This window comes from Klebsiella ornithinolytica NBRC 105727 = ATCC 31898, from assembly GCF_001598295.1.
GTDB lineage: Bacteria > Pseudomonadota > Gammaproteobacteria > Enterobacterales > Enterobacteriaceae > Klebsiella > Klebsiella ornithinolytica.
Genome location: NZ_BCYR01000015.1, coordinates 71,405 through 97,826, shown reverse-complemented (window position 1 = coordinate 97,826; position 26,422 = coordinate 71,405). Strand labels below are relative to the sequence as shown.

Annotated in this window: 23 protein-coding genes and 1 riboswitch; of the genes, 9 read left to right on the top strand and 14 right to left on the bottom strand. The window is 55.7% G+C overall.

Annotation, left to right across the window (positions count from 1 at the left end; genetic code table 11):
- Positions 1-99 precede the first annotated feature (99 nt).
- Together murI and btuB are read right to left on the bottom strand one after the other, a co-directional pair.
- Positions 100-951 (bottom strand): glutamate racemase, encoded by an 852-nt coding sequence (gene murI / locus ROR01S_RS22490; protein WP_004869471.1) that lies wholly within the window; start codon positions 949-951, stop codon positions 100-102.
- Complete coding sequence (btuB, locus tag ROR01S_RS22485; RefSeq protein WP_004869468.1) at positions 896-2,764, bottom strand: TonB-dependent vitamin B12 receptor BtuB; 1,869 nt, start codon at positions 2,762-2,764, stop codon at positions 896-898. The genes murI and btuB overlap by 56 nt, the downstream gene beginning before the upstream one ends.
- A 67-nt stretch (positions 2,765-2,831) precedes the next feature.
- Positions 2,832-3,011, bottom strand: a riboswitch (cobalamin riboswitch).
- A gap of 115 nt (positions 3,012-3,126) precedes the next feature.
- On the opposite strand from btuB, the gene trmA reads away from it, so the two are divergent.
- Positions 3,127-4,227, top strand: a complete 1,101-nt coding sequence (gene trmA / locus ROR01S_RS22480) for a tRNA (uridine(54)-C5)-methyltransferase TrmA (RefSeq protein WP_015585422.1) — start codon at positions 3,127-3,129, stop codon at positions 4,225-4,227.
- A 55-nt stretch (positions 4,228-4,282) separates the two neighbouring features.
- Here the strand turns inward: trmA and ROR01S_RS22475 are convergent, their stop codons facing one another.
- Entirely contained in the window at positions 4,283-4,642 is a 360-nt protein-coding gene (locus tag ROR01S_RS22475) for a YijD family membrane protein (protein ID WP_004869462.1), read from the bottom strand.
- 15 nt (positions 4,643-4,657) lie between these two features.
- A complete protein-coding gene (gene fabR / locus ROR01S_RS22470) occupies positions 4,658-5,293 on the bottom strand; it encodes an HTH-type transcriptional repressor FabR (protein WP_004869459.1) in 636 nt (211 codons plus the stop codon).
- A 196-nt stretch (positions 5,294-5,489) separates the two neighbouring features.
- On the opposite strand from fabR, the gene sthA reads away from it, so the two are divergent.
- Entirely contained in the window at positions 5,490-6,890 is a 1,401-nt protein-coding gene (gene sthA, locus ROR01S_RS22465) for a Si-specific NAD(P)(+) transhydrogenase (protein WP_004869456.1), read from the top strand.
- Here the strand turns inward: sthA and oxyR are convergent.
- The 4 genes from oxyR to argC all read right to left on the bottom strand — a co-directional run bounded on the left by oxyR (position 6,873) and on the right by argC (position 11,331).
- A complete protein-coding gene (gene oxyR, locus ROR01S_RS22460; protein WP_004869452.1) occupies positions 6,873-7,790 on the bottom strand; it encodes a DNA-binding transcriptional regulator OxyR in 918 nt (305 codons plus the stop codon). The genes sthA and oxyR overlap by 18 nt on opposite strands.
- 276 nt (positions 7,791-8,066) lie before the next feature.
- A complete protein-coding gene (argH, locus tag ROR01S_RS22455; RefSeq protein ID WP_015585423.1) occupies positions 8,067-9,440 on the bottom strand; it encodes an argininosuccinate lyase in 1,374 nt (457 codons plus the stop codon).
- 103 nt (positions 9,441-9,543) lie between these two features.
- Complete coding sequence (gene argB, locus ROR01S_RS22450) at positions 9,544-10,320, bottom strand: acetylglutamate kinase (RefSeq protein ID WP_088402725.1); 777 nt, start codon at positions 10,318-10,320, stop codon at positions 9,544-9,546.
- Between the two features lie 6 nt (positions 10,321-10,326).
- Positions 10,327-11,331, bottom strand: a complete 1,005-nt coding sequence (gene argC, locus ROR01S_RS22445; protein WP_004869444.1) for an N-acetyl-gamma-glutamyl-phosphate reductase — start codon at positions 11,329-11,331, stop codon at positions 10,327-10,329.
- Positions 11,332-11,509: 178 nt separating this feature from the next.
- On the opposite strand from argC, the gene argE reads away from it, so the two are divergent.
- Both argE and ppc read left to right on the top strand, forming a co-directional pair.
- Positions 11,510-12,661, top strand: a complete 1,152-nt coding sequence (gene argE / locus ROR01S_RS22440; protein ID WP_004869442.1) for an acetylornithine deacetylase — start codon at positions 11,510-11,512, stop codon at positions 12,659-12,661.
- A 255-nt stretch (positions 12,662-12,916) separates the two neighbouring features.
- Positions 12,917-15,568: a phosphoenolpyruvate carboxylase gene (gene ppc, locus ROR01S_RS22435; RefSeq protein WP_004869440.1), complete on the top strand. Its 2,652-nt coding sequence runs from the start codon at positions 12,917-12,919 to the stop codon at positions 15,566-15,568.
- Positions 15,569-15,673: 105 nt separating this feature from the next.
- Here ppc and zinT read toward each other — a convergent pair whose 3' ends face one another.
- The gene (zinT, locus tag ROR01S_RS22430) at positions 15,674-16,324 is read right to left on the bottom strand and encodes a metal-binding protein ZinT (protein ID WP_064359892.1); all 651 of its coding nucleotides are present in this window, start codon (positions 16,322-16,324) and stop codon (positions 15,674-15,676) included.
- Between the two features lie 151 nt (positions 16,325-16,475).
- On the opposite strand from zinT, the gene ROR01S_RS22425 reads away from it, so the two are divergent.
- The 3 genes from ROR01S_RS22425 to gldA all read left to right on the top strand — a co-directional run bounded on the left by ROR01S_RS22425 (position 16,476) and on the right by gldA (position 19,359).
- The gene (locus ROR01S_RS22425) at positions 16,476-17,327 is read left to right on the top strand and encodes a helix-turn-helix transcriptional regulator (protein WP_064359891.1); all 852 of its coding nucleotides are present in this window, start codon (positions 16,476-16,478) and stop codon (positions 17,325-17,327) included.
- A 211-nt stretch (positions 17,328-17,538) separates the two neighbouring features.
- Complete coding sequence (fsa, locus tag ROR01S_RS22420; protein ID WP_004869426.1) at positions 17,539-18,201, top strand: fructose-6-phosphate aldolase; 663 nt, start codon at positions 17,539-17,541, stop codon at positions 18,199-18,201.
- Positions 18,202-18,255: 54 nt separating this feature from the next.
- Positions 18,256-19,359, top strand: coding sequence for a bifunctional L-1,2-propanediol dehydrogenase/glycerol dehydrogenase (gene gldA / locus ROR01S_RS22415; RefSeq protein ID WP_032724973.1), 1,104 nt, complete (start codon positions 18,256-18,258; stop codon positions 19,357-19,359).
- A 30-nt stretch (positions 19,360-19,389) separates the two neighbouring features.
- On the opposite strand, the gene metF is transcribed toward gldA, so the two are convergent.
- Both metF and ROR01S_RS22405 read right to left on the bottom strand, forming a co-directional pair.
- Complete coding sequence (metF, locus tag ROR01S_RS22410) at positions 19,390-20,280, bottom strand: methylenetetrahydrofolate reductase (RefSeq protein ID WP_004869418.1); 891 nt, start codon at positions 20,278-20,280, stop codon at positions 19,390-19,392.
- Between the two features lie 167 nt (positions 20,281-20,447).
- On the bottom strand, positions 20,448-21,347 hold the full coding sequence (locus ROR01S_RS22405; RefSeq protein ID WP_004869414.1) for a LysR family transcriptional regulator: 900 nt from the start codon (positions 21,345-21,347) through the stop codon (positions 20,448-20,450).
- Positions 21,348-21,437: 90 nt separating this feature from the next.
- Between ROR01S_RS22405 and ROR01S_RS22400 the strand changes: the two genes are divergently transcribed.
- On the top strand, positions 21,438-21,809 hold the full coding sequence (locus ROR01S_RS22400) for a carboxymuconolactone decarboxylase family protein (RefSeq protein ID WP_004869411.1): 372 nt from the start codon (positions 21,438-21,440) through the stop codon (positions 21,807-21,809).
- 44 nt (positions 21,810-21,853) lie between these two features.
- On the opposite strand, the gene ROR01S_RS22395 is transcribed toward ROR01S_RS22400, so the two are convergent.
- Together ROR01S_RS22395 and metB are read right to left on the bottom strand one after the other, a co-directional pair.
- Positions 21,854-24,286: a bifunctional aspartate kinase/homoserine dehydrogenase II gene (locus ROR01S_RS22395; RefSeq protein ID WP_004869409.1), complete on the bottom strand. Its 2,433-nt coding sequence runs from the start codon at positions 24,284-24,286 to the stop codon at positions 21,854-21,856.
- Between the two features lie 2 nt (positions 24,287-24,288).
- Positions 24,289-25,449, bottom strand: a complete 1,161-nt coding sequence (gene metB, locus ROR01S_RS22390; protein WP_004869407.1) for a cystathionine gamma-synthase — start codon at positions 25,447-25,449, stop codon at positions 24,289-24,291.
- Positions 25,450-25,715: 266 nt separating this feature from the next.
- On the opposite strand from metB, the gene metJ reads away from it, so the two are divergent.
- Complete coding sequence (gene metJ, locus ROR01S_RS22385) at positions 25,716-26,033, top strand: met regulon transcriptional regulator MetJ (protein ID WP_004869405.1); 318 nt, start codon at positions 25,716-25,718, stop codon at positions 26,031-26,033.
- A gap of 127 nt (positions 26,034-26,160) precedes the next feature.
- Here metJ and rpmE read toward each other — a convergent pair whose 3' ends face one another.
- Positions 26,161-26,376, bottom strand: a complete 216-nt coding sequence (gene rpmE / locus ROR01S_RS22380; RefSeq protein WP_004869403.1) for a 50S ribosomal protein L31 — start codon at positions 26,374-26,376, stop codon at positions 26,161-26,163.
- Between the last annotated feature and the right edge of the window lie 46 nt (positions 26,377-26,422).

Here is a 26,422-nt window from a genome sequence, read left to right as displayed (position 1 = left end):
TTCCGTGTCAGTGGAGGCGCATTATAGGGAGTTCTGAGACGTTGACAAGCCCTGTTTTAAAAAAACTTTTCAACCGTCTCTTTTTTGTGCAAAACGCCATTAAAGTGGCAGTTTTTCGAGCTTCTCAAAGCCGTAACGCTGTAAAACGGGTAAAAGTTGTTCAGTTTCTGCCGTCAGCGCCATGCAATAAGCCATATTCGGGTCACTGGATTTCGCATCTGGCGCCTCATGTTCCAGCAGCCAGACGGTACGACGAGCAATCGCAGCACCGGAATCAATCATCCGGGTACCTTCCGGCAGCACCTGCTGCAGCTCTTCCTGTAAAAGAGGAAAATGCGTGCAGCCCAGCACCACCGTATCAGGCGGCTCCGCCATTCGCAGCCACGGGCGCAGAATACGCCGCAACTCCTCCAGCGGGACCGGTTCGCCGTGCAGCTTCGCTTCCGCCAGCTCGACCAGCTCCGCGGAGCCCAGCATCTCTATTTTGCATTCATTCGCAAAGCGGCTGATCAGCTCACGCGTATAGGGGCGTTTGACCGTACCGCGCGTCGCCAGCAGGCCGACGACGCCGTTCGCCGTCAAGCGGGCCGCAGGCTTAATCGCCGGGACGACGCCCACAACAGGAAAGGCGAATTTTTCACGAAGGGCGGGAAGAGAGACCGTGCTGGCGGTGTTACAGGCAATGACGGCCAGCGCCAGCGGATAACGTTGTTGAACGGCAGTGACGATTTCGAGCACGCGTTCAACGATGAATTCTTCACTCTTCTCCCCGTAAGGAAAAGCCACGTTATCGAAAGCGTAGATGTAATGCAGATTCGGCAGCAGTTGCCGAATCTCATGATAAACCGACAACCCACCGACGCCGGAGTCAAACACCAGCACGGTGGGACGTGGATCAGAAGGTGTAGCTGCCAGACAAGTAGTATTCTCGTCCTGCAGTTTGGTAGCCATAAGCTGTCTCGTAATCTTTATCGAACAGGTTAGCTATTTTACCACGAACTGTCAGGCGATCGGTGATCGGATACGCGGCAGATACATCAAGCGTGCTGTAGCTTGGCAAAATGCGCTGCGTATTATTGTACTGAGACGTGTTGTTATCGTAGCGTTTACCGTAATACTGCCACGATACATCCATATCGACGTTGAACATCGTCCAGTCCACCTGGTACTTCGCCTGTCGCTTAGAGCGTCTGGCCAGGACTTCACCATTGTCATCATTACGCGGGTCGACGTACTGCAACGTGACGCGGTGGCTGAAAATGCCGGTGTCGATATTACCGGTCCACTCAACACCTTTAATGGTTGCGGCATTGATATTGTCATACTCGCCTTCATAGGTGACAGGATCCGAGTAATAGGTAATCAGATTGGTGATCTTGTAGTGATACGCAGACAGGCGCCAGTCCAGCGGGCCGGTGAGACCGTCAAGTCCGGCTTCCCATTGTTGGGACTCTTCAGGTTTCAGGTTCGGATTTGAACTGATACCAAAACGGGTCGAACCAAACTGCTGTCCCAGTGAAGGCGCGAGGAAGCCGGTACCATAGCCGAGGGTCACGCGATAGTTTTCCACAAACTCCCAACCGGCGGTGGTCTGCCAGGTCCCGTGCCAGCCAAACTGCTCGTCATGGTCTTCGCGACCGGACGCTTCAAGCGTCACATCGCCAAACTGCTGCTGACCGGTCAGATACAGGCCGGTGTTATCACGCTTGTAGGTATCCGATATGACCGTATCCGACGAGGTCAGCCGCTGCTGTTGCCAGTCGACGCCGGCGCTCACCGAACCGTGGCCAACAATAACGTTATTGCCCCACTGCAGGTTACGCTGAGTCATCCGATCGAGCGTCGTACCATCATTGTACCGGCCGTATATGCTGCTGTAGTTGTAGTCTTTGACCTTCTGGTAGCTGGCAATCAGTTGTGAAGAGTAGATCCCGGAGCTGAATGCCAGGCCCGCGTCCCAGCTCTGGTTATAGAGCTGCTCTTCATCTGCACTGTAGGCAGGGCTGTATGGCGGGCTCCCCAGATCGTAATCGCTATTATTGGTATAGCTACGCCCGCGGAAGAAGCCATTCAGATTATCGTTAAATTTATGTTCAAGACCGCCCCAGAACGCTTTGCTGCGGAAACCATCGCGATCCTGATCGTGAGACCAGCTCGAGTCAGGCTGAACGTTAAAGCCCTTGTTGCCCTCATAGGAACCGGCGACCGTCGCCACCGTATCACCGAAACGATGGCGAAGCGTGCCGTCGTATTGCTGATAGCCTTCAGAACCGACGCCTGCGGTGACCTTAGATTCTTCTTTATCAGAATGGGTGATGACGTTAATTACGCCACCCATCGCGCCGGAACCATAAATAGCCGAACGCGGGCCGCGGATGTATTCCACGCGTTGTACCAGAGAAAGCGGTATTTGATTGAGGTCAGGGTTGTTTGTAATACCGGGGCGCGGCATGGGAACGCCATCGATCAGCACCAGAACCTGTTTGGCCTCGGTCCCGCGGACAAATAAAGAAGAACTCTGTCCCATCCCCCCATTCTGGGCAATATCCACCCCAGGCAGTCGACGCATAACGTCATTCAAATCCTTCGCCTGCCAGCGATCGATATCTTCCCGGGTAACTACGTCGGTCGGTGCAAGAACCGTGTTGACCGGCTGTTGAAAACGATTTGCTGTCACCACTAACGTATCTGAATTGCTGTCTTGCGCCCAGCCGGAAAATGCCGTGACGGAGAGAGCCGTCATCAGCGAAGCTTTTTTAATCATTGTAAAAGCATCCGTAACATATAAAGGATGCCGCTGGTTTCATCAGTAGCACGCGATGATAGAAACCAAATGCGACGTATTCCGGCAGGTCTTCGGGCTTGGGGCGTGTTATGGATGAGGACTTCCCACCTGACATCGGCAGTGTCTGCATAATGCGTTCATCCCACCTTCCTTACCGCTGCGCGTCAGCCCCAGATTTGCACTGGGTTCCCTTTTAACTCACAGGACCGGTTACACAATGCTATAATTAGAAACATATAGATGTCCAGACTTCTATAATTATATTTGATCCCTTCTCCGGGCTGGACATCCCCTACGCTTTCCCTACAATCCCCGCGTACTTATTTTATTCAGGATGCATCATGACCCCAGAACACCTTCCGACCGAACAATATGAAGCGCAGCTGGCAGAAAAAGTCGTCCGTCTGCAAAAAATGATGGTGCCTTTTGCCGCGCCGGTTCCGGAGGTGTTTCGTTCGCCGGTAAGTCATTATCGTATGCGTGCTGAATTCCGCCTGTGGCATGACGGTGACGACCTGTACCACATCATGTTCGATCAGCAGACGAAATCCCGGATTCGCGTCGATAGCTTCCCGGCGGCAAGTGAGCTCATCAATCAACTGATGGTCGAGATTCTTGACGGCGTGCGCGATAACCCGGTTCTGCGCCATAAACTGTTCCAGGTCGATTATCTGACGACCCTGAGCAACCAGGCCGTGGTATCGCTGCTGTACCACAAAAAACTCGACGATGAGTGGCGCCAGCAGGCCGAGATCCTGCGCGATGCGCTGCGCGCGAAAAACCTCAACGTGCATCTGATTGGCCGGGCCACCAAAACCAAAATCGAGCTCGATCAAGATTACATCGATGAGCGTCTGCCGGTTGCCGGTCGCGAAATGATCTACCGCCAGGTAGAAAACAGCTTCACTCAGCCGAATGCCGCCATGAATATCCAGATGCTGGAGTGGGCGCTGGACGCCACCAAAGAGGCGACGGGAGATTTACTGGAACTGTACTGCGGCAATGGTAACTTCTCGCTGGCCCTGGCGCGCAACTTCGATCGCGTACTGGCAACGGAAATCGCCAAACCGTCGGTCGCGGCAGCGCAGTACAACATTGCGGCTAACCATATTGATAACGTGCAGATTATCCGTATGTCGGCGGAAGAGTTTACGCAGGCCATGAACGGTGTCCGGGAGTTTAATCGTCTGCAGGGTATTGACCTGAAAAGCTATCAGTGTGAGACGATTTTTGTCGATCCGCCGCGCAGCGGGCTGGATAGTGAAACCGAGAAGATGGTGCAGGCGTACCCGCGTATTCTGTACATCTCCTGTAATCCGGAGACCCTGTGCCAGAATCTGGAAACCTTAAGCCAGACCCATGACGTCACGCGTCTGGCGCTGTTCGATCAGTTCCCGTACACCCATCATATGGAGTGCGGCGTCTTATTAACCCGCAAGTAGGCGATTTTTACAGAACCCGGCACCACGATACTTGCCGGGTTCTGGCGTTAAGCGGTTACTCTGCCGCCGCATCCTTCCGGTTACGAATCCGGTAGCCGATCCAGAACACGGTAATCACCGACAGTACGGCCGGGAAGAAATTGGAGCCGATGTCCGGATATTCCGCGCGTACCACGGTGCTATACAGCAGAACGCCGAGAATAAAGCAGGCCGCCGCCAGGCCAGGCAGCCCCACGGGCATACTGCGGTTCTGGTAGCGCTGATGCAGACAGTAAACTGTCAGCAGCAAAGACAGAACCGGGAAGATGGAAAAGGGAACAATCGAGCTGAACAGCGCGGCGAAGGTTCCATTAATGGATAAACCAGCGATCAGCGCCAGCAACAGCGTACCTTTATCTTGAACTGAGTGTTTCATTGCTCGTCCTTCACGTTATTCGGAATGATTTGACATTTTTTCTTGTTCGCGGCGATACCAGTAATACGCGCCTTTCGAGATCATTCTGAGCTGCAGTACCAGTCGCTCTTCCAGCTGCCGACGCTGTTCAGGACTGACGTCCAGCGCCTCAGCGCCCGCGCTGAAAACGATAGTGACCATAGCTTCAGCCTGCGCTTCGGTAAAGGCGCGCGGCATATGGTTTTCGATTTCTAAATAATCGGCAAGTTCCGCGATGAAATGTTGAATTTCACGCGCCACGGCGGCACGAAACGCCGCGGATGTGCCAGAACGTTCCCGCAACAACAGACGGAAAGCGTTTGGGTTATTACCTATAAATTCCATGAATGTGGAGACAGAGGTGCGAATCACGCTGCCGCCTTTGGCGATACGCTGCCGCGCCTGACGCATCAGCTGACGTAGCATGAGCCCGCTCTCGTCGACCATCGTCAGACCGAGTTCGTCAACATCGCGAAAATGGCGATAAAAGGACGTTGGTGCAATCCCCGCCTCGCGCGCAACTTCGCGCAAACTCAAGCTGGCGAAACTCCGCTCAGCGCTCAGCTGGCTGAATGCGGCCTCGACCAGCGAACGTCGGGTTTTCTCTTTTTGTAGCGCTCTTACGCCCATCACGATGTCTGAATCCTTCCAATAGACCTGTTGGCACTATACCAGAGATTAAAACTAATCGGTTTAGCCAGGTTTGTGAATGATTGTTTACGAGCCGAATCTGCTTTTATGCCGCAAAAAAGCACAACGATAATTGGGTTAAAGCCCGGCGAATGTTATCATCGTGTTTATTTTATGTATAAAACAGGTGAGTAATGCCATGTCACACTCTTGGGATTATGATGCAATAGTGATTGGTTCCGGCCCTGGCGGTGAAGGTGCTGCGATGGGACTGGTTAAACAGGGAGCGCGCGTCGCCGTTATTGAGCGCTATCATAACGTCGGCGGCGGCTGTACCCACTGGGGTACCATCCCGTCGAAAGCCCTCCGCCATGCCGTCAGTCGTATTATCGAGTTTAACCAAAACCCTCTCTACAGCGACCATTCCCGTCTTCTTCGTTCTTCCTTCGCCGACATTCTTAACCATGCCGACAGCGTCATTAACCAGCAGACCCATATGCGTCAGGGTTTCTATGAGCGCAACCACTGCGAAATATTGCAGGGCAACGCGCACTTTGTTGATGAACACACGCTCGCCCTGGAATGTCACGACGGCACCGTCGAAACGATCACCGCGGAGAAATTCGTCATCGCCTGCGGCTCCCGTCCGTATCATCCGGCTGATGTCGACTTTTCCCACCCGCGCCTTTATGACAGCGATTCTATTCTCAGCCTGCAGCACGAGCCCCGCCACGTCATTATCTATGGTGCCGGGGTGATTGGCTGTGAGTATGCGTCCATTTTCCGCGGTATGGAAGTCAAAGTGGACCTGATAAATACCCGCGATCGTCTGCTGGCATTCCTCGATCAGGAGATGTCCGACTCCCTCTCCTACCACTTCTGGAACAGCGGTGTGGTTATTCGCCACAACGAAGAGTACGAGAAGATTGAAGGCGTTGATGACGGCGTGATCATGCATTTGAAATCGGGTAAAAAACTAAAAGCAGATTGCCTGCTGTACGCCAACGGGCGTACCGGTAACACCGATTCCCTGGCACTGGAAAATATTGGTCTGAAAACCGATAGCCGCGGTCAGCTCAAGGTCAACAGCATGTATCAGACCGCGCTGCCGCATATCTATGCCGTAGGCGACGTCATCGGTTATCCAAGTCTGGCATCAGCCGCTTACGATCAGGGTCGCATCGCCGCGCAGGCGCTGATTAAAGGTGAGGCTTCTGCCCATCTGATCGAGGATATCCCCACCGGTATCTATACCATCCCGGAAATCAGCTCCGTCGGTAAAACCGAGCAGCAGCTGACCGCCATGAAGGTACCGTACGAAGTGGGCCGCGCGCAGTTTAAACATCTGGCACGGGCGCAAATCGTCGGCATGAGCGTGGGCACGCTGAAGATCCTGTTCCATCGGGAAACGAAAGAGATCCTTGGGATTCATTGCTTTGGCGAGCGCGCGGCCGAGATTATTCATATCGGCCAGGCGATTATGGAGCAAAAAGGTGGTGGCAACACCATTGAGTACTTCGTCAACACCACCTTTAACTACCCGACCATGGCGGAAGCCTATCGGGTTGCCGCGCTAAACGGCTTAAACCGCCTGTTTTAACGCTTTGTCGAAATGGCCATCCATGGTGCTGCGGATGGCCTCCGCCAGATGTTCGTAGCGGCTGCGCAGCGGGGAACCGGGGCGGTAAACCAACCCGATCGTTCGTCTCGGTTCCGGCTTAATGCACGGAATATAGACCACGCCATCGCGTTTTCTCTCCTGCGGCACCGCTAACGCCGGCAGCAGCGTGATCCCGCTGCCTGCGGCCACCATGTTACGCAGCGTTTCGAGACTGGTCGCGCGGAAATGCGTATCTTCATCCGCACCGGCCTCAAAACAGAATCCCATCGCCTGATCGCGCAGGCAGTGGCCATCTTCCAGCATCAGCAGCTTCTCCCCGGCCAAATCGGACATCGGCACGCGATCGCGATTTGCCCACGGGTGATCTTCGTAGATTGCCAGCATCATCGGCTCGTCAAACAGCGGCACCTCGATAAAGGCCTCGCTCTCTTTCACCAGCGCGAGGATCGCGCAGTCCAGCTTGCCGCTGTCCAGCTGGGCCAGCAGCTGATGCGTTTGGGCTTCATGCAGGTACATTTCCAGCTTGGGAAACGTCTGGTGCAGCATCGGTATGATTTGTGGCAACAGGTAAGGGCCAATGGTCGGAATCAGGCCAATATGCAGCGGCCCGGACATGGTTTCACCCTGTTGACTTGCCATTTCCTTGAGCACTTTGACTTCGCGTAACACGGTACGCGCCTGATCCACCAGCAACAGTCCGGCCTGGGTAAACAGAACCTTACGGCTGGTGCGCTCCAGCAACATGACCCCAAGTTCATCCTCCAGCTTGCGAATTTGTCCGCTAAGCGTGGGTTGGCTGACGTGGCAGGAGTCCGCCGCGCGCCGGAAGTGGCGGTGCTCGGCTAGCGCAACCAGGTATTCAAGATCGCGAATATTCATTATTCATCCTCCGTCGCCATGATAGTTCATGGCGATAGATAGCATAGCAACGAACGATTATCCCTATCAAGTTTTCTGTTCAATAATAAACCCAGAAACGAGGCAAAAGTCAGAAAATCACGACATTGCCTCAGCATATTCCCTGACCAGATAACTAAAGCCAACGTGAACTTTTGCGGACCTTGTGTCCGCTTTTTTTTGCATAAAAAAGCCCGGACATAGCCCGAGCCTCTTTTCTCACTCATCCCACTAGAATCATTCAGGAGCGGCGAGGATTTACACCAGACGCTGTTTCGCGTCAGCAATCGCCTGGGCAACCTGCTTCGGCGAGACGCCGCCTTTTGCCGAGCGCTTATCCAGACAAGACTGCAGCGACAGAATCGGATAGACATCGTCGGCAATCACGCTGCTAAACTTCTGCAGGTCGGCCAGCGCCAGATCTTCCAGCGGTTTGCCCTGGGCGATCGCTTCAACAACCGCTTCCCCGACAATATGGTGCGCTTCACGGAACGGTACGCCTTTTGCAACCAGATAATCCGCCAGTTCGGTCGCATTTGCGTAGCCCTGCTGCGCCGCCTCTTCACAACGCGGACGCTTGACCTGAATACCATCCAGCACCAGCGTCGCCATATGCAGGCAGTCAAGCCAGGTATCGAGCGCGTCGAACAGCCCTTCTTTGTCTTCCTGCATATCTTTATTGTAGGCCAGCGGCAGACCTTTCAGAGTCATCATCATTCCGGTCAGGGCACCCTGAACACGGCCACATTTTCCGCGGATAAGTTCGAGCGCATCCGGATTCTTTTTCTGTGGCATCAGCGAGGAACCGGAGGTAACGCGATCGGATAATTCAATAAAACCGGCTTCGCCCGTATTAAAGAAAATCAGATCTTCGGCGAAACGTGACAGGTGAACCATGCCAATCGACGCATCGGAGAGCAGCTCCAGTACGTGGTCACGGTCAGAAACGCTGTCCAGGCTATTGCGGGTCGCCGAAGCAAAACCCAGCCAGTCAGCCAGCTGCTCGCGATCGATATCATAGGCGGTACCCGCCAGCGCACCGCAGCCCAGAGGGCTGACGTCCAGACGCTTAAGGGTATCCTGCAGGCGGCTTTCATCCCGCGCCAGCATCTCAACGTAGGCCAGGCACCAGTGGGCGAACGTCACCGGCTGCGCACGCTGCAGGTGGGTATAACCCGGCATAACGGCATCCTGGTTGTTCTGCGCCGTATCCACCAGCGCGCTTTGCAGCTGGCGGTTCGCAGAGAGTAGCTCCGCAACGGTATCTTTACACCACAGCTTCAGGTCGGTTGCGACCTGATCGTTACGGCTCCGCCCGGTATGCAATTTTTTACCCAGCTGGCCCACTTTGTCGATCAGTTTACCTTCCACCCAGCTGTGGATATCTTCCGCATCGCTTGCAAGAATTTGCTGCGGATTCGCCCGCACCTCTTCCAGCAGCACGCTGAGCGCCTCTTCCAGCTGCTGCTGCTCAGCGGCACTCAGAACGCCCACCGTCACCAGCGCTTTAGACCAGGCAACAGAGCCAACGATATCCTGCTCCGCCAGGCGATAGTCGAAGCGCAAAGAGTCGTTGAACTGCTTGAACCGCTGATCTGCTGCCTGAGTAAAACGCCCGCCCCAAAGTGCCATAACCATTTTCCTTAAATTCGTTTAGTTCTGCCGGGTGACGCTTCGCTAACCCGACCTACAGTCTTGTAGGCCCGGCCAGCAATACGCCGCCGGGCATGAAATATTAAGCCAGAATACGCGTGCCGATAGGCGTGCCATTAAATAATGCCGGCAGCTGTTCCGCGTGACGCCAGGAGGCGATATCCACCGGGCGTCCCAGCGCGCGCGCCGCATCCAGCGCGGCATTCACCTTGACGATCATGCCGTCAGTGATAATGCCTTGTTCGATCAGCTGCTCCGCCTTCGCCGCGGTCATCTCCGCGATGCGCTGGCCTTTACCATCGAGAATACCGCTGACATCGGAAAGCAGAATCAGATCCGCGCCGAGGGTCGCCGCCAGCGCAGTGGCCGCCTGGTCAGCATTCACGTTCATCAGCTCTCCTTCATCGGTCACGCCGATCGAACTGACTACCGGCAGGTAGCCGCCGGCCAACAGGGTGTTAATCAGCGCCGGCGATCCCGGCTGCGCCAGGCCAACGTGGCCCAGATCTTCATCAAGCTGAGTGACCTTCACGCTGTCACCATCGCCAAGGAACAGGCCAACGGACATAATATGGTGTTTCTTCGCCCATGCCAGCAGCGTCTTATTCGCGGTTCCCGCCAGCGCACCGGTAATAATGTCGATCTGATCCGCAGGCGTCACCCGCAGACCGTTTTTCTTGTTCACCGGCAGGTTGAGCTGCTTCATCAGCTCATCCACCACACAGCCGCCGCCGTGAACAATAACCAGCGGGCGATGATGCGTTTCACGATAATTGACCAGTGCGGTAAACAGACGCTCCAGCGCTTCTTCGCTGTCGAGTAAAACGCCGCCGAGTTTGATAATTAATGGGTTCATCATCACACCTTAAATAAGAGACTGCGTTTCAGCGAAGCCGAAACGAATATTCGCGCACTGTACTGCCTGTGCTGCCGCGCCTTTCAGCAGGTTATCTTCCGCCGCCACCACGATGATATGCTGGTCCTGAACCGCAAAACCGATATCACAGAATGGCAGACCTACGACGTTTTTCAATGCGGGCACGCCTTTATCGTATAAACGTACCAATGGCTTATCGGCATACGCCTGCTGGAACACACCGGCAACCTGCTCTTTGCTGACGCCCGGCTTCAGGCGGCAGGTAATGGTTTCCAGAATCCCACGTTTAAAGTTGCCGAGATGAGGCGTAAAAATCACCTCTGCGCCAAGATGGGTCGAGATTTCCGGGTGGTGACGATGGTTGAACACGCCATACGGCTGCAGACTGACTTCACAGAAGCTATTGCCGATGGCCGCTTTACGTCCCGCACCGCTGACGCCGCTGGTGGCGTTGATCACCGGCCACTGGGTAAGATCCAGCAGGTCCGCATCGATCAACGGCTTCAGCGACAGCTGAGCCGCCGTTGGATAGCAGCCCGGTACGGCGACCAGATTCGCCTCTTTCAGTTTGTCGACGCTCCACTCTGCCAGGCCATATACCGCCTGCTCAAGCAGGGCCGGATGCTGATGAGTAAAGCCGTAATATTTTTCGTAGAACGCACCGTCATTTACGCGGAAGGCGCCGGATAAGTCGAACACCACGCAGCCTGCGGCAAGGAACTGCGGCGCCAGGTCGTGGCTCACTTCATGGGCGGTAGCGAGGAAGACGACATCCACCCCGGCGCTAAATTCGCTGATATCTGACATCGGCTGCAGCGGTAAATCCACAATGCCTTTCAGCTGCGGATGCAAATCGGAAATTGATTTCCCTGCATCATTGCTTTGCGCGGAGACCGTCAAAGCGGTTATGGTCATATGAGGATGGCGATTTACATAGGTCACTAGCTCTGCGCCGGCATAACCGCTGGCACCCACAATCAGCGTCTTCAACATCGGGGCTCTTCACCTTCTTACGTCATATTTGTCCAGGAAGCATTTCTCTTCCTCACCCTGTTAAGCCGTAAGCACTTTCCCTACATTTTATGGGTTTTCTTACGCTCAACGATAATGTATTTTTATTCACTAATACTGCATGAATATTGATACTATCATGACCCGAGGTGTGTCAACAATGAAAAACAATTTACCACCCTTTATCGAGATTTACCGCGCATTGATCGCCACACCTTCCATCAGCGCAACCGAAGAGGCGCTGGATCAAAGTAATGAGACTTTAATCAATTTACTCGCCGGCTGGTTCCGCGAAATCGGCTTCAATGTCGAAGTGCAGCCGGTGCCAGATACGCGCAACAAATTCAATATGCTGGCCAGTACCGGCCACGGCGCTGGCGGCCTGCTTCTCGCCGGCCATACGGATACCGTTCCCTTTGATGACGGCCGCTGGACCCGCGATCCTTTCACCCTCACCGAGCACGAAAACAAGCTGTACGGCCTCGGCACCGCCGACATGAAAGGCTTTTTCGCCTTTATTCTTGATGCCCTGCGCGATGTCGATGTCAGTAAGCTGAAAAAACCGCTCTACATCCTGGCTACCGCCGATGAAGAGACCAGCATGGCCGGCGCCCGTTACTTTGCCGAAACGACCCTGCTACGCCCGGATTGCGCCATCATCGGCGAACCAACCTCTCTGCAGCCGGTACGCGCGCACAAAGGCCATATGTCCAACGCCATCCGTATCCAGGGGCAGTCCGGCCACTCCAGCGATCCGGCGCGCGGCGTCAACGCCATTGAGCTGATGCACGATGCCATTGGTCGCATCATGCAGCTGCGCGACTCGCTGAAAGAGCGCTATCACTACGATGCCTTCACCGTACCCTATCCGACGCTCAACCTCGGGGCTATCCATGGCGGCGACGCGTCAAACCGAATCTGCGCCTGCTGCGAGCTGCATATGGATATTCGCCCGCTTCCGGGCATGACGCTCAACGATCTCAACGGACTGCTGGATGAAGCGCTGGCACCGGTTAGCGAACGCTGGCCGGGTCGCCTGACCGTCTCCGAGCTGCATCCGCCGATTCCGGGTTACGAATGCCCGCCGGACCACCGGCTGGTCCAGGTCGTTGAAAAGCTACTCGGCGCACAAACTGAAGTCGTGAACTACTGCACCGAAGCGCCGTTTATTCAGACGCTCTGCCCGACGCTGGTTTTAGGTCCAGGCTCTATTAATCAGGCCCACCAGCCGGATGAATATCTGGAAACCCGCTTTATCAAGCCGACCCGTGAGCTGATTACGCAGGTTGTCCACCATTTCTGCTGGCACTAAAAGCCAGCGGATCCCGCCCCTTTTCCTGGGGCGGGACGGTGATTCTGGTCACATTTCCATAAGCAACGCTTATCAAGCGACGTCTGAGTTAAATTTCGCAAATTGCCGCCATTTATTCGTTTGCTGAAGCGATTTCGCAACAATTGACGTGGGGGTTTTTACGTGGCTTTATAAAAGACGGCTGCTTATCCGCCGCTCAACGTTGCAGAGTGCCGGGTATAACAAAATAAAATGAGATGGGGTGTCTGGGGTAACATGAACGAACAATATTCCGCTTTGCGTAGTAATGTCAGTATGCTCGGTAAGGTGCTAGGCGATACCATCAAGGATGCACTGGGAGAGAACATTCTTGATCGTGTCGAAACTATCCGTAAATTGTCCAAGTCTTCTCGCGCCGGCAATGAAGCCAATCGCCAGGAATTGCTCACCACGCTGCAAAACTTGTCCAACGACGAGCTGCTGCCGGTCGCTCGCGCCTTCAGCCAGTTCCTGAACCTGGCGAATACGGCGGAGCAGTACCACAGTATTTCGCCAAACGGCGAAGCGGCCAGCAATCCGGAAGTGATTGCCCGCACCCTGAGAAAACTCAAAGACCAACCTCATCTCAACGAAGACACCATTAAAAAAGCGGTGGAGTCCCTGTCTCTGGAGCTGGTGTTAACCGCTCACCCCACCGAGATCACCCGCCGTACGCTGATCCACAAAATGGTGGAAGTGAACAACTGCCTGAAGCAGCTTGATAATAAAGATATCGCGGATTACGAACACCATCAGCTGATGCGCCGTCTGCGCCAGCTGATCGCCCAGTCATGGCATACGGATGAAATCCGTAAGTACCGCCCGACCCCGGTTGATGAAGCGAAATGGGGTTTTGCCGTTGTTGAAAACAGCCTGTGGGAAGGGGTACCAAACTACCTGCGCGAGCTGAATGAACAGCTGGAAGAGAACCTCAACTATCAGCTGCCGGTTGACTTTGTACCGGTGCGCTTCACCTCCTGGATGGGTGGTGACCGCGACGGTAACCCTAATGTGACCGCCGATATCACCCGTCAGGTGCTGCTGCTGAGCCGCTGGAAAGCCACCGACCTGTTCCTGAAAGATATTCAGCTGCTGATTTCCGAACTGTCGATGGTCGAATGTACCGACGAACTGCGGGAGCTGGCCGGTGCGGAAGGCGCGCAGGAACCGTATCGTTATCTGATGAAAAAACTGCGTACCCAGCTGATGGAAACCCAGGCCTGGCTGGAAGCTCGCCTGAAAGGACAGAAGCTGCCGAAACCTGTCGGCCTGATTACCCAGAACGAACAGCTGTGGGAACCGCTTTATGCCTGCTATAAGTCGCTACAGTCCTGCGGCATGGGCATTATCGCCAACGGCGAACTGCTCGATACCCTGCGCCGCGTGAAATCGTTCGGCGTACCGCTCGTGCGTATCGATATTCGTCAGGAAAGCACCCGCCATACCGAAGCGCTGGGGGAGATGACCCGCTATCTCGGCATCGGTGATTACGAAAGCTGGTCAGAAGCCGACAAACAGGCCTTCCTGATCCGCGAACTGAACTCCAAACGCCCGCTGCTGCCACGTCAGTGGGAGCCAAGCAATGAAACCCGCGAAGTGCTCGATACCTGCCGGGTGATCGCCGAAGCGCCGCACGGATCCATCGCCGCTTACGTGATCTCCATGGCGAAGACGCCATCCGATGTGCTGGCGGTTCACCTGCTGCTGAAAGAGTCCGGTATCGGCTTTGCTCTGCCGGTTGCACCGCTGTTTGAAACCCTGGACGATCTGAACAACGCCAATGACGTCATGACCCAGCTGCTGAACATCGACTGGTATCGCGGCTTTATTCAGGGCAAACAGATGGTCATGATCGGCTACTCCGATTCGGCGAAAGATGCCGGCGTGATGGCCGCGTCCTGGGCGCAATACCAGGCGCAGGATGCGTTGATCAAAACCTGCGAAAAAGCCGGTATTGAACTGACGCTGTTCCACGGACGCGGCGGCTCTATCGGTCGCGGCGGCGCCCCGGCGCACGCGGCGCTGCTTTCTCAGCCTCCGGGAAGCCTGAAAGGCGGCCTGCGCGTGACGGAACAGGGCGAGATGATCCGCTTTAAATACGGTCTGCCGGAAGTCACCATCAGCAGTCTGTCGCTGTACACCAGCGCAGTCCTGGAGGCCAACCTGCTGCCGCCGCCGGAACCCAAACCGGAATGGCGTCACATCATGGCCGAGCTGTCGGACATCTCTTGTGACATGTATCGTGGCTACGTGCGTGAAAATAAAGACTTTGTCCCTTATTTCCGCTCCGCAACGCCGGAGCAGGAACTGGGCAAACTGCCGCTCGGCTCGCGTCCGGCAAAACGTCGCGCCACCGGTGGCGTCGAGTCCCTGCGCGCTATTCCATGGATTTTCGCCTGGACCCAGAACCGCCTGATGTTGCCGGCCTGGCTGGGCGCAGGTACCGCGCTGCAAAAAGTGGTAGAAGATGGCAAGCAGAGCGAGCTGGAAACCATGTGTCGCGACTGGCCGTTCTTCTCTACCCGTCTGGGCATGCTGGAAATGGTGTTCTCGAAGGCTGACCTGTGGCTGGCGGAATACTACGATCAGCGTCTGGTGAAACCGGAGCTATGGAAACTGGGCGCGGAGCTGCGTGAGCTGCTGTCCAACGGGATCAAAGTGGTGCTCGATATTGCAAACGACTCCCACCTGATGGCCGACCTGCCGTGGATCGCCGAATCTATCCAGCTGCGTAACATCTATACCGACCCGCTGAACGTCCTGCAGGCAGAACTGCTGCACCGTTCGCGTCTGGCGGAAGAAGAAGGTAAAGAGCCGGATCCGCGCGTCGAACAAGCGCTGATGGTCACCATCGCGGGCGTTGCCGCAGGTATGCGCAACACGGGCTAATTTATCAGCCGTTCCCGGTAAGACGATATTTACCGGGAAAAAACCGGATCGCGCCCGATCCGGTTACGCTTTCCCCGGTCCGCATCACGCGGCCGGGGATTTTTATTAATGGTGCAGCATTTCGTCGACAATCTGCTCTTTATGCAGAGCATAAGGATAATACGTCGGCCAGTTATCCATCTCTTTCAGTAGGGCCTCCTGCGAGTCATTGCCCATGAAGATATGGAAATGCTGTGATTTACGCGGTGCGATAATATGATCGCTGAACTGAACAAATTTCGGCGCTTTTGATTCCGCCTGCTGACATTCGAACAGGTAACGCACGCCTTTCTTGCCGGAAGCATAGGTCAGGATCTTATAGCCGGAATAGGTGTATTTACAGGCATTAACGGTTTTGCCAACGTGGAACTCCATCACGTTATCTTCGATCCCAATCTGGTCCACATCGGTGGCATACCCTTTCTTATAATATTCCCGATATTCCGCCACGCTCTTGCCGCCCGCTTTTTTGGCTTTTTGCTCCAGCACCGGATCCAAATCCCCCTTCAGCAGATACGGATTCACCGACTGCCAGATCCCATCCCAGTCGCTCAGCGCCCGATCTTTAACGTCGGCATCGGCAAAAATACCCTCGCTGGCCTTCACCTCCGCCTCCGTTAACGCGGGGCCATGGCTATGCTGGCCGTGAGCAAAGGTCTGAGCACTGGCTAACAGCATGCCAACCCCCAGCGCAAGGGCAGAAATCTTTTTGGTCATCACTCTCTCCTGAGTTAACATTTGCAATGATATGTTACGATATAACATATCATATATAATCTGCAATACGATTCCCCTTCATTACCCTCTGCTTTTACCCTTTCCACGCTGTCCGGTATGATAAAAATGTGGCGCCTTCTACGGAGCAAGAATGGATACCGATCTCAATCAACACATCGACGCGTTAATCAAAAACCCGGCGACGATCCGGCAGATCCGATTTGCCACCGACAGCCGTCCGGCTTCCGGTAACGTGCAGAAGGCGGATTTTCCACGCCTCGACATCATGCTTGATGGGCAGCTTCACGATGCCGGTATCAAAGCCGATCCGCCCGTGCTGTCCCGGCACGACGTGCTGTTTATTCACGCCGGCGGATGGCATTCTCCCCGTTGGCAGTCGCCCTGTACCGTTCTGAGCATTGTGTTTGGCAAGCAGCAGTTAGAGCTCACCCTGACGCGCTGGAACGGCAGTATGTTGAATGTTGAGGAGAGGCTTCAGGTGCCGCGCCGCGGCCCCCGGACCGGCTCCTTCCTGCTCCAGGCGCTCAATGAGATGCAGATGCAACCGCAGGAACAACACACCGCGAGATACATCGTTATCAGCCTGCTGAGCCACTGCGCCGACCTGCTTGGTAGCCAGGTGCAAACCGCCTCCCGAAGTCAGGCGCTCTTTGAAGCGATCCGCAAATATATCGACGCTCGCTTTGCCGAACCGTTAACCCGCGAATCGGTAGCACAGGAATTTTATCTCTCGCCAAACTATCTCTCCCATCTGTTCCAGAAATGCGGGCCCATGGGGTTTAACGAGTATCTGAATCACATCCGACTTGAGCAGGCCCGAATGCTGTTAAAAGGCCACGACATGAAAATCAAAGATGTCGCTCACGCCTGCGGTTTTGTCGACAGCAACTATTTCTGCCGTCTGTTTCGCAAGAATACCGAGCGTTCTCCCTCCGAGTATCGCCGCCAGTATCACAGCCAGCTGACGGAGAAGCCGCGCTAAGCAGAAACTAGATTTTTGTAAGTAAGCCATCGCGTTATTACGCTCGCCCTGCCCAGGTTCGCCAGATATAGCTGGAAAATGTGATCTAAATCATCCTTACCCGCAATGCGTACATTTATCCAGTTTTTGGCAAATTTGTCATCTGGCGACCCGCCGAGGAGAAGCCGTATCCTTACCTCAACATCACTGAATTGAGAATTGAGGAAAGGCTATGGAACTCTATCTGGACACCGCGAACGTAGCAGAAGTTGAACGTCTGGCACGAATCTATCCGCTGGCCGGAGTGACCACCAACCCGAGCATTATCGCCGCAGGCAAAACGCCGATCTGGGATGTTCTCCCGCGTCTGCAAAAGGCCATTGGAGCCGATGGAACGCTGTTTGCCCAGACGATGAGTCGCGATGCTGAGGGCATGGTGGCGGAAGCCAAACGGTTGAGTAATGCCGTTCCGGGCATCGTGGTTAAAATCCCGGTCACCGCTGAAGGCCTCGCCGCTATCAAATTACTGAAGAAAGAAGGCATCCCGACGCTGGGTACCGCGGTCTATAGCGCCGCGCAGGGGCTGCTGGCAGCGCTGGCGGGGGCAAAATATGTTGCCCCTTATGTCAACCGCGTCGATGCCCAGGGGGGGGACGGGATTCGCATGGTGCAGGAGCTGCAATCCCTGCTGGAACAGCACGCGCCGGGGAGCAAAGTGCTGGCCGCCAGCTTTAAAACTCCGCGTCAGGCGCTGGATTGCCTGCTGACCGGCTGTGAAGCTATCACCCTTCCCTTAGACGTAGCGCAACAAATGCTCGGCACCCCTGCGGTAGAGTCAGCCATAGAGAAGTTTGAGCAAGACTGGAATAACGCTTTTGGCAATCTGAACCTGTAACCCGATTGTCGCGTCGCCAGAGGGCGGCGCCACGATCAACCAGGAGGAATCGAAATGGATCGCATTATTCAATCCCCAGGCAAATATATTCAGGGTGCGAATGCTATCACCCGCCTTGGCAACTATCTCAAACCGCTGGCCGAACGCTGGCTCATTGTCGGCGACAAGTTTGTGCTGGGTTTTGCCGAAGAAAAGCTGCGTAAAAGCCTGACCGATGCGGGTCTGGCTGCTGAAATCGTGCCGTTTGGCGGTGAATGCTCGCATAATGAAATCAATCGCTTGCGTGAAATCGCCGGCGCTGCTCGCTGCAATGCCGTGCTGGGAATCGGCGGCGGAAAAACGCTGGATACCGCTAAAGCATTAGCCCACTTTATGAATCTTCCGGTAGTGATTGCCCCGACAATTGCCTCAACGGATGCCCCCTGCAGCGCCCTCTCCGTTATCTATACCGACGAAGGCGAGTTTGACAGCTATCTGATGCTGCCGCGCAACCCGAACATGGTGATTGTCGATACGCAAATTGTCGCCGGCGCTCCGCCGCGCCTGCTGGCAGCGGGCATCGGTGATGCGTTGGCCACCTGGTTTGAAGCCAGGGCCTGTTCACGCAGCGGCGCCACGACAATGGCCGGGGGCAAATGTACTCAGGCGGCGCTGGCGCTGGCTGAGCTGTGCTACAACACGCTGATTGAAGAAGGTGAAAAAGCGATGCTGGCGGCGGAGCAACATGTCGTCACGCCGGCGCTGGAGAAAGTTATCGAAGCCAACACCTATCTCAGCGGCGTTGGTTTCGAAAGCGGCGGGCTGGCGGCAGCGCATGCGATCCATAACGGCCTTACCGCCATTCCGGACGCGCATCACTACTATCACGGTGAAAAGGTCGCCTTCGGGACACTGACGCAGCTGGTTCTGGAAAATGCCCCGGTGGAAGAGATTGAAACCGTCGCCGCGCTGTGTCACAGCGTCGGGCTGCCTCTCACCCTGGCTCAGCTGGATATTAAGGGCGATATTCCCGGCAAAATGCGTACCGTCGCGGAAGCGGCCTGCGCAGAGGGAGAAACTATCCACAATATGCCCGGCGGCGCGACCGCTGATGAAGTCTACGCCGCGCTACTGGTCGCCGATCAGTACGGCCAGCGTTTTCTGGACGAGTGGGAATAAAACAACATGGCCCTCGATGAGGGCCATTTTTTATACCGCCGGACGCACGCCCAGCGTATGGCAGATGGCGTAGCTCATCTCAGCACGGTTCAGCGTGTAGAAGTGGAAATCCTTCACCCCTTCACGGCTTAAAATCTTCACCATGTCCATGGCGATATTCGCCCCCACCAGCTGACGAGTTTCCGCATCGTTATCCAGCCCTTCAAACATTTTAGACATCCATACGGGAATACGGACGTTAGTCATGTCGGCAAACTTTTTCGCCTGTTTGAAGTTAGAAACCGGCAGGATGCCTGGAATAATTTCGACATCGATACCGGCGGACACGCAGCGATCGCGAAAGCGCAGATAGCTTTCAACATCAAAGAAGAACTGGGTAATCGCGCGGTTAGCACCCGCATCGACTTTACGCTTCAGGTTCAGCAGATCTGCCTGCGCGCTTTTGGCTTCCGGGTGAACTTCAGGATAGGCCGCAACGGAGATATCAAAATCCCCGACCTCTTTCAGCAGCGTCACCAGATCTGCGGCATACATATCAGGCTTACCGCTACCCGGCGGCAGATCGCCGCGCAGGGCAACGATGTGGCGAATACCGTTGTTCCAGTAGTCTTCGGCGATCGTGCGCAGTTCATCGCGGCTGGCGTCAATACAGGTCAGATGCGGTGCCGCTTCCAGACCGGTACGCTCCTTAATCCCCTTTATGATGCTATGAGTACGGTCGCGCTCGCCGGAGTTGGCGCCATAGGTCACCGAGACAAACTTTGGCTTCAGGCTGCTTAAGCGATCGATGGATTTCCACAAGGTTTGCTCCATTTCACTGGTGCGCGGCGGAAAGAATTCAAAGGACACATTAATCTGGCCCTGCACTTCTGCCAGGCTCTGATTCAGGGCTTCCCGCTGATTGGCGTGAAAAAAGCTCATACCTTACCTCATCAATCGCATTTTATTGTTTGTTGTGTTGCGAACTTCTATACGTTTAGACGTCCAGATGTAAAAATGACGGAAAAGAGAGCAGGCGTCAATAGAAAAATCAGCGTAAAGAGTGAGGAATATTCAGTGAAGATGAGATTAATTCATGCAACTCAACGCTAAGATAATGATTCCTCAATAAACGGCAGCAACCACGCGCGCAAAGCTTCATCTTCCGGTCGCGTCACTAATCCCAGCGACAAACGCAAGCGAGTCCCCTCCAGCGGATGAAATACCACCCCCTGACGCTGTATCGCGGCAAATGATGCCGGCAGCAAAATCATCCCTTCTCCGCGTGCGATACGTGCCAGCAGTACGTCATGCTCAGCGGGCTCCTCCACATACGCCGGCACGTAGCCAATACGCTCAAAAATGCGCCGGGTTGCGTCAAAAAAGGCCGGATTACGTTCGCGCCTGAACCAAAACAGCGGCCGATGATTCAGCTGTTCTAAGACCAGCCGGGAGATTGCGGATTCCGGCCATGACGCGGGTAGCGCCGCAATCAGCGGTTCATGATAGGGCAAAGGAGAAAGCGTTAACCCAGCGGCATCCAGCGGCAGCGCAATCAGCGCGGCGTCCAGCTTGCCTTTGCGCACCTGCTGAGCCAGGGCAGGCGAGGAGTGGCGAAGGAGGGAGAGCGCCCTGACCTGGCGACCCAACGCCGATTCCAGAGACGCAAAAATACCCTGTTCGAAGGCAGTCGTCAGCCCCAGACGTAAGGGCTGCTGCCGGTCATCGGACAGCTGCCCCAGCGCACTCAGCGTCGCCTCCTGCAGCGCCAGAAGCGGACGAATAAGCTCCAGCACCCGCTCACCCTCTGCGGTAAGAATCAGCCCTTTGGTATGGCGGACAAAAAGCGTCACGCCCAGCAACGTTTCCAGATGACGGATATGACGGCTCAGCGGCGGCTGCGAGATGAACAACCGCTGCGCCGCCCGGCTGATATTATTCTCTTCCGCCACCACGGCAAAATAGCGCAGCAGGCGAATATCAAGAGTCTGTAAGCGTAAACTTGTCATACCTGAAAGGTATCACGAAAAGGGTATTACTCAAGTCCGATCAACGCCTCTAACCTTCTTCCCAACCCATCATCATTATGAGGAAAGATCATGACATCCGAGCGTTATACCACCGGCCTGGACATGTTGCAGCGCGTTGACGGTAAAGGCGGCGATGCCGTCGTCAAAAGCCTGCAGGCCATCGCCCCGGACTTTGCCCGCTACCTGATTGAATTCCCGTTTGGCGATATTTACGCCCGCCCGGGGCTCGATTTACGCAGCCGTGAAATCGCCACCATTGCCGCCTTAACCGCGCTGGGCAATGCCGCACCGCAGCTAAAAGTGCATATTGCCGCCGGGTTACACGTCGGTTTGTCGCAGGAGGAGATTATCGAAGTCATCATGCAGATGGCGGTGTATGCCGGATTCCCGGCGGCCTTAAATGGCCTGTTCGCCGCCAAAGAGGTCTTTGCGGCGCATTGATACTCCGAGACCAGACGCCGGTCTGGTCTCGGGCAGAGGCAGGATTAGAGCAGCTGTGCCAGACGGTTAATATCCGACTGAATAGCGCCAGCGGTCACGTCGCGGCCGGCACCCGGGCCGCGGATAACCAGCGGGTTATCGCGGTACCAGCGGCTCTCGATGGCAAAGACGTTATCGCACGGCAGCAGCGCCGCCAGCGGATGCTCCTCGCGGACGGCTTCAACGCCAACCCGCGCTTTTCCGTTGGCATCAAAACGCGCCACGTAGCGCAGAACCAGCCCCAGTTCACGGGCGGCCTCCAGACGTTGCAGCATCTGTTCGTTCAGCTCTTCGCCATTCTCAAAGAAGTGATCCACAGAGCCCTCTTCACAGTGCGCAGGCACCAGCGATTCGACGCGCACCTGATCGGGCTCGATGTCATAACCGGCTTCGCGCGCAAGGATAACCAGCTTACGCATCACGTCTTTCCCCGCCAGGTCAACGCGCGGGTCCGGCTCCGTCAGCCCCTGCTGCCAGGCCTGATCGACCAGATCGGTAAACGGCACGGTGCCGTCAAACTGCAGGAACAGCCAGGAGAGCGTGCCGGAGAAAATACCGCTCAGCGCCAGAATAGTATCGCCGCTGTCAATCAGGTCGCGCACGGTATGGTTCACCGGCAGACCCGCGCCGACCGTAGCGTTGTACAGCCAGTGGCGGCCCGTTTTCTCGAACGCATCGTGAATCTGACGATATTTGTCGCTGCTGCTGGCCCCGGCCAGCTTATTGGCGCTGATGACGTGGAAGCCGTGGCTGGCAAAATCAAGGTACTGATCGGCCAGCTGCTCGCTGGCGGTCACGTCCAGCACCACTAAATCATCATAGGGATGAGCGCGCATCCACAGGAACAGCGACTCTTCATCCTGCTCAACGGCTTCATCGTTAAAGAACGCTAACGCGCGGCTGGCATCCAGACCGTCGTAGTTAAGCAGGCTGCGGCGGCTGTCCACCACGCCGGCGAGGACAAACTCGAAGCCGGTGCGGGCTGAGAGCGTACTCTGTTCACGGGCAAACAGCTCCAGCCAGCGCGAACCGATGTTGCCTTTACCAAACAGGACCAGGCCAATGCGTTTTTCTGCCCGGAACAGGGACTGATGCAGGCCCTGAATCAGGCTTTCCGTCGGGCCTGCGCGCAGCACCGCCACCAGGCTAATCCCCTCTTCAGACTGCCAGGTAAACTCGACCGGCTGTCCTTTCAACTGCTGCCAGAAACGGTGGCAATGCAGCGGGTTACGGCTGACGCCCGCCCCGACCATCGCCACCAGCGCCAGCTTCTGACGCAGACGCAGCTCGCCCGGCAGACCCGCTTCATCGAGCAGACGCAGCGCGCTGTCGGCCACTTCCGAGGTATAGCAGAACTGCAGCAGCTTACGATCGGCATGCACCCCCACCGCCAGCGGGCGCAGCTGGGCGCGTTTAAAGATAAGATCCAGCTCCTTGTGCGCCAGCTTGAAATCCTGACCGGCGGGCACCTGGAACTCAATCAGGCAGACATCATCATGGCTGGTGACAATTCGCGCGCCGGTGCCGGACGCCAGCACGCGCTCAATGCGCGTGGAGCCTTGCTCAGGCGTGTAGCTACAGCGCAGCTGCAGATCGATATCGCTACCGGAGACCGGTTGAAGGGTACGGGCGTGCAGGACCGGAGCCGCCAGGCGCGCCAGCTCGCTGGCTTCATCCAGGCGCAGCAGCGGCAGCAGGCACGCATCCTTCACTTTACGCGGATCCGCGCTGTAGACCCCGGCCACATCGCTCCAGATAGTGACGCGAGACGCCCCGGCCAGGGCACCAATTTGGGTCGCGGAATAGTCAGAACCATTACGCCCCAGCAGGACGGTTTCCCCGGCGCTGTTGCGCGAGATGAAGCCGGTCACCACCAGACGTTTGTTGGGATGTTGTGCCATCAGCTGTTGCAGCAGCGGATAAGACAGACCTTCATCCACCTGCGGCTGCGCAGCGCGTTCGGCGCGCAGGAAGCTACGTGCGTCAAGCCATGCCGCTTCCAGTCCCAGCTGGTTGAGCACCGCGGCCATCAGACGTGCAGACCACACTTCGCCATGGCCGACCACTTCAGCATAGACCGCATCGGTCACGCCGCTATCCAGCAAGCCGGCGAGACGCTCGAGGTCGTGAATAAACGACGCGATCAGCGTATCTGCCGCTTCTGCCGACAGCAGGCTGGCGATCAGCTCCATATGGTAACGGCGCAGCGACTGCTGTACCTGATGCGCAGAAAGGCGATCGGTCTGGCTGAGCTTCAGCCAGCTAATCAGCTGGTTGGTGGTGCTGCCAGCGGCGGAGACAACCATCATGTCACCGGCCTGCGAGTATTCCGTCATGATCCCCGCGACGCGCAGGTAACATTTCGCATCCGCTAAACTACTCCCACCAAATTTGTGCAGCTGACGACCCTTCGCCCCTGCCTGCGCATTCACACTCATGTTTATTCCTCGTTTGCTGCCCGGAAGCCATTTTCCAGGTCGGCAATTAAATCTTCACCATCTTCAATACCGGTCGAAATACGCAGAAGCGTTTCTGAAATCCCCGCCGCCGCGCGCGCCTCAGGCGCCATACCTGCATGGGTCATCGTCGCAGCGTGCGAAATCAGACTTTCTACGCCCCCCAGCGATTCGGCCAGCGTAAACAGCGATAATCCGCTCAGAAAACGACGCAGCGTCTGCTCATCGCCCTTCAGCTCAAAGCTTAACATCGCGCCAAAACCTTTTTGCTGACGGGCAGCAATCTCATGCCCCTGATTTTCCGGCAGAGACGGATGATACAGTTTTTTCACCAGCGGCTGGGTTTTCAGATAGTCGACAATCGCCAGCGCATTGCGCTGTGCGACTTCCATACGCGGAGAGAGCGTACGTAAACCACGCAGCAGCAGGTAGCTGTCAAATGCGCCGCCGGTTACGCCGATATTATTCGCCCACCATGCCAGTTCGGTGACAACAGCCGGATCTTTCGCAATCACCACCCCGGCGACCACGTCAGAATGCCCGTTCAGGTATTTTGTGCACGAATGCAGCACCAGATCGGCTCCCAGCGCCAGCGGATTTTGCAGCGCCGGGCTCAGGAAGGTGTTATCCACCACGCTCACCGCACCCGCTTCACGAGCCAGCGTGCAGATTTTCGCAATATCCACCACGCGCAGCAATGGATTACTTGGGCTTTCGACCAACACCAGCTTCGGTTTTTCAGACAATGCCGCACTCAGCGCCTGTTCATCGTTCTGATCGACAAACAGAACCCGATAGCAGCCGCGCTTCGCCAGGCTATCAAACAGACGATAGCTGCCGCCGTAGCAGTCGTGAGGGGCCACCAGCAGATCGCCGGGCTTCAGGAACACGGTCGTCACCAGCAGAATCGCCGACATACCGGTATTGGTCAGAACGGCGCCCGCTCCCCCTTCCAGCTCCGCCAGCGCGCGCTGCACCACATCGCGGGTAGGGTTACCGCGGCGGGAGTAGTCGTGGGCACGGGGTTCATTAAAGCCGGTAAAGTTGTAGGTACTGGAAAGGTGAATCGGCGGGACAACGCAACCGTATTGTTCGTCGTCATTTAAACCGCTACGCACTGCGATGGTGGCCTGTTTACGCGTCATGTTGGGCAGTTCCTGGGCTGAATCGGTGAAAAGTCAGGCACCAGAGTAATCATTGTCACAATAGACGTCAATACATCTGGACATCTAAACTTCTTTGCGTATAGATTGAGCAAATAGAGAATAGCCGTTAAAATTATATGCATTAGCGCATCTCTGCAGGGGCTTATCGGGTGTCAGAACGCCCCCTCTACGGTAAACTACGCGCAATTATGGCCCGGACCGTGGTTCTGGCCCTTAACTAATGACTAGAGGATTAAAGGTATCTCATGGCTGAATGGAGCGGCGAATATATCAGCCCATACGCTGAGCACGGTAAGAAGAGTGAGCAAGTAAAAAAAATTACGGTATCCATTCCTCTGAAGGTGTTGAAGATCCTCACCGATGAACGCACGCGTCGTCAGGTCAACAACCTGCGCCACGCCACCAATAGCGAACTGCTGTGTGAAGCGTTCCTGCATGCATTTACCGGTCAACCGTTACCCAACGATGAAGACCTGCGTAAAGAGCGCAGCGATGAGATCCCGGAAGCGGCGAAACAGATTATGCGCGAGATGGGTATCGATCCGGATACGTGGGAATACTGAGTCAATAAAAAAGGGCGGAAGTGACCTTCCGCCCTTTTTTACGTCTCTGCCCACCCTGAATCTGCATGCCGGGCATAACGACAGAAACAAAAAAAGCCGCCCGTGGGCGGCTTTTTCTTCCGGCAACTTACTTGCTGGTGCCTGGAACGCTGAAGCGCTTGTTGAAGCGGTCAACGCGGCCACCGGTCGCAACATCACGCTGCTTGCCAGTGTAGAACGGGTGGCATTTACCGCACACGTCGAGGTTCAGGTCGTGACCTACGGTAGAACGGATTTTCATGACATTACCGCAAGAGCAAGAAGCAGTAATTTCTTCGTATTTCGGATGAATATCTTTTTTCATGGGAGAACCTCAGTTAAGGCCGCGTCGCTCTTCCAGCCCTAACGCC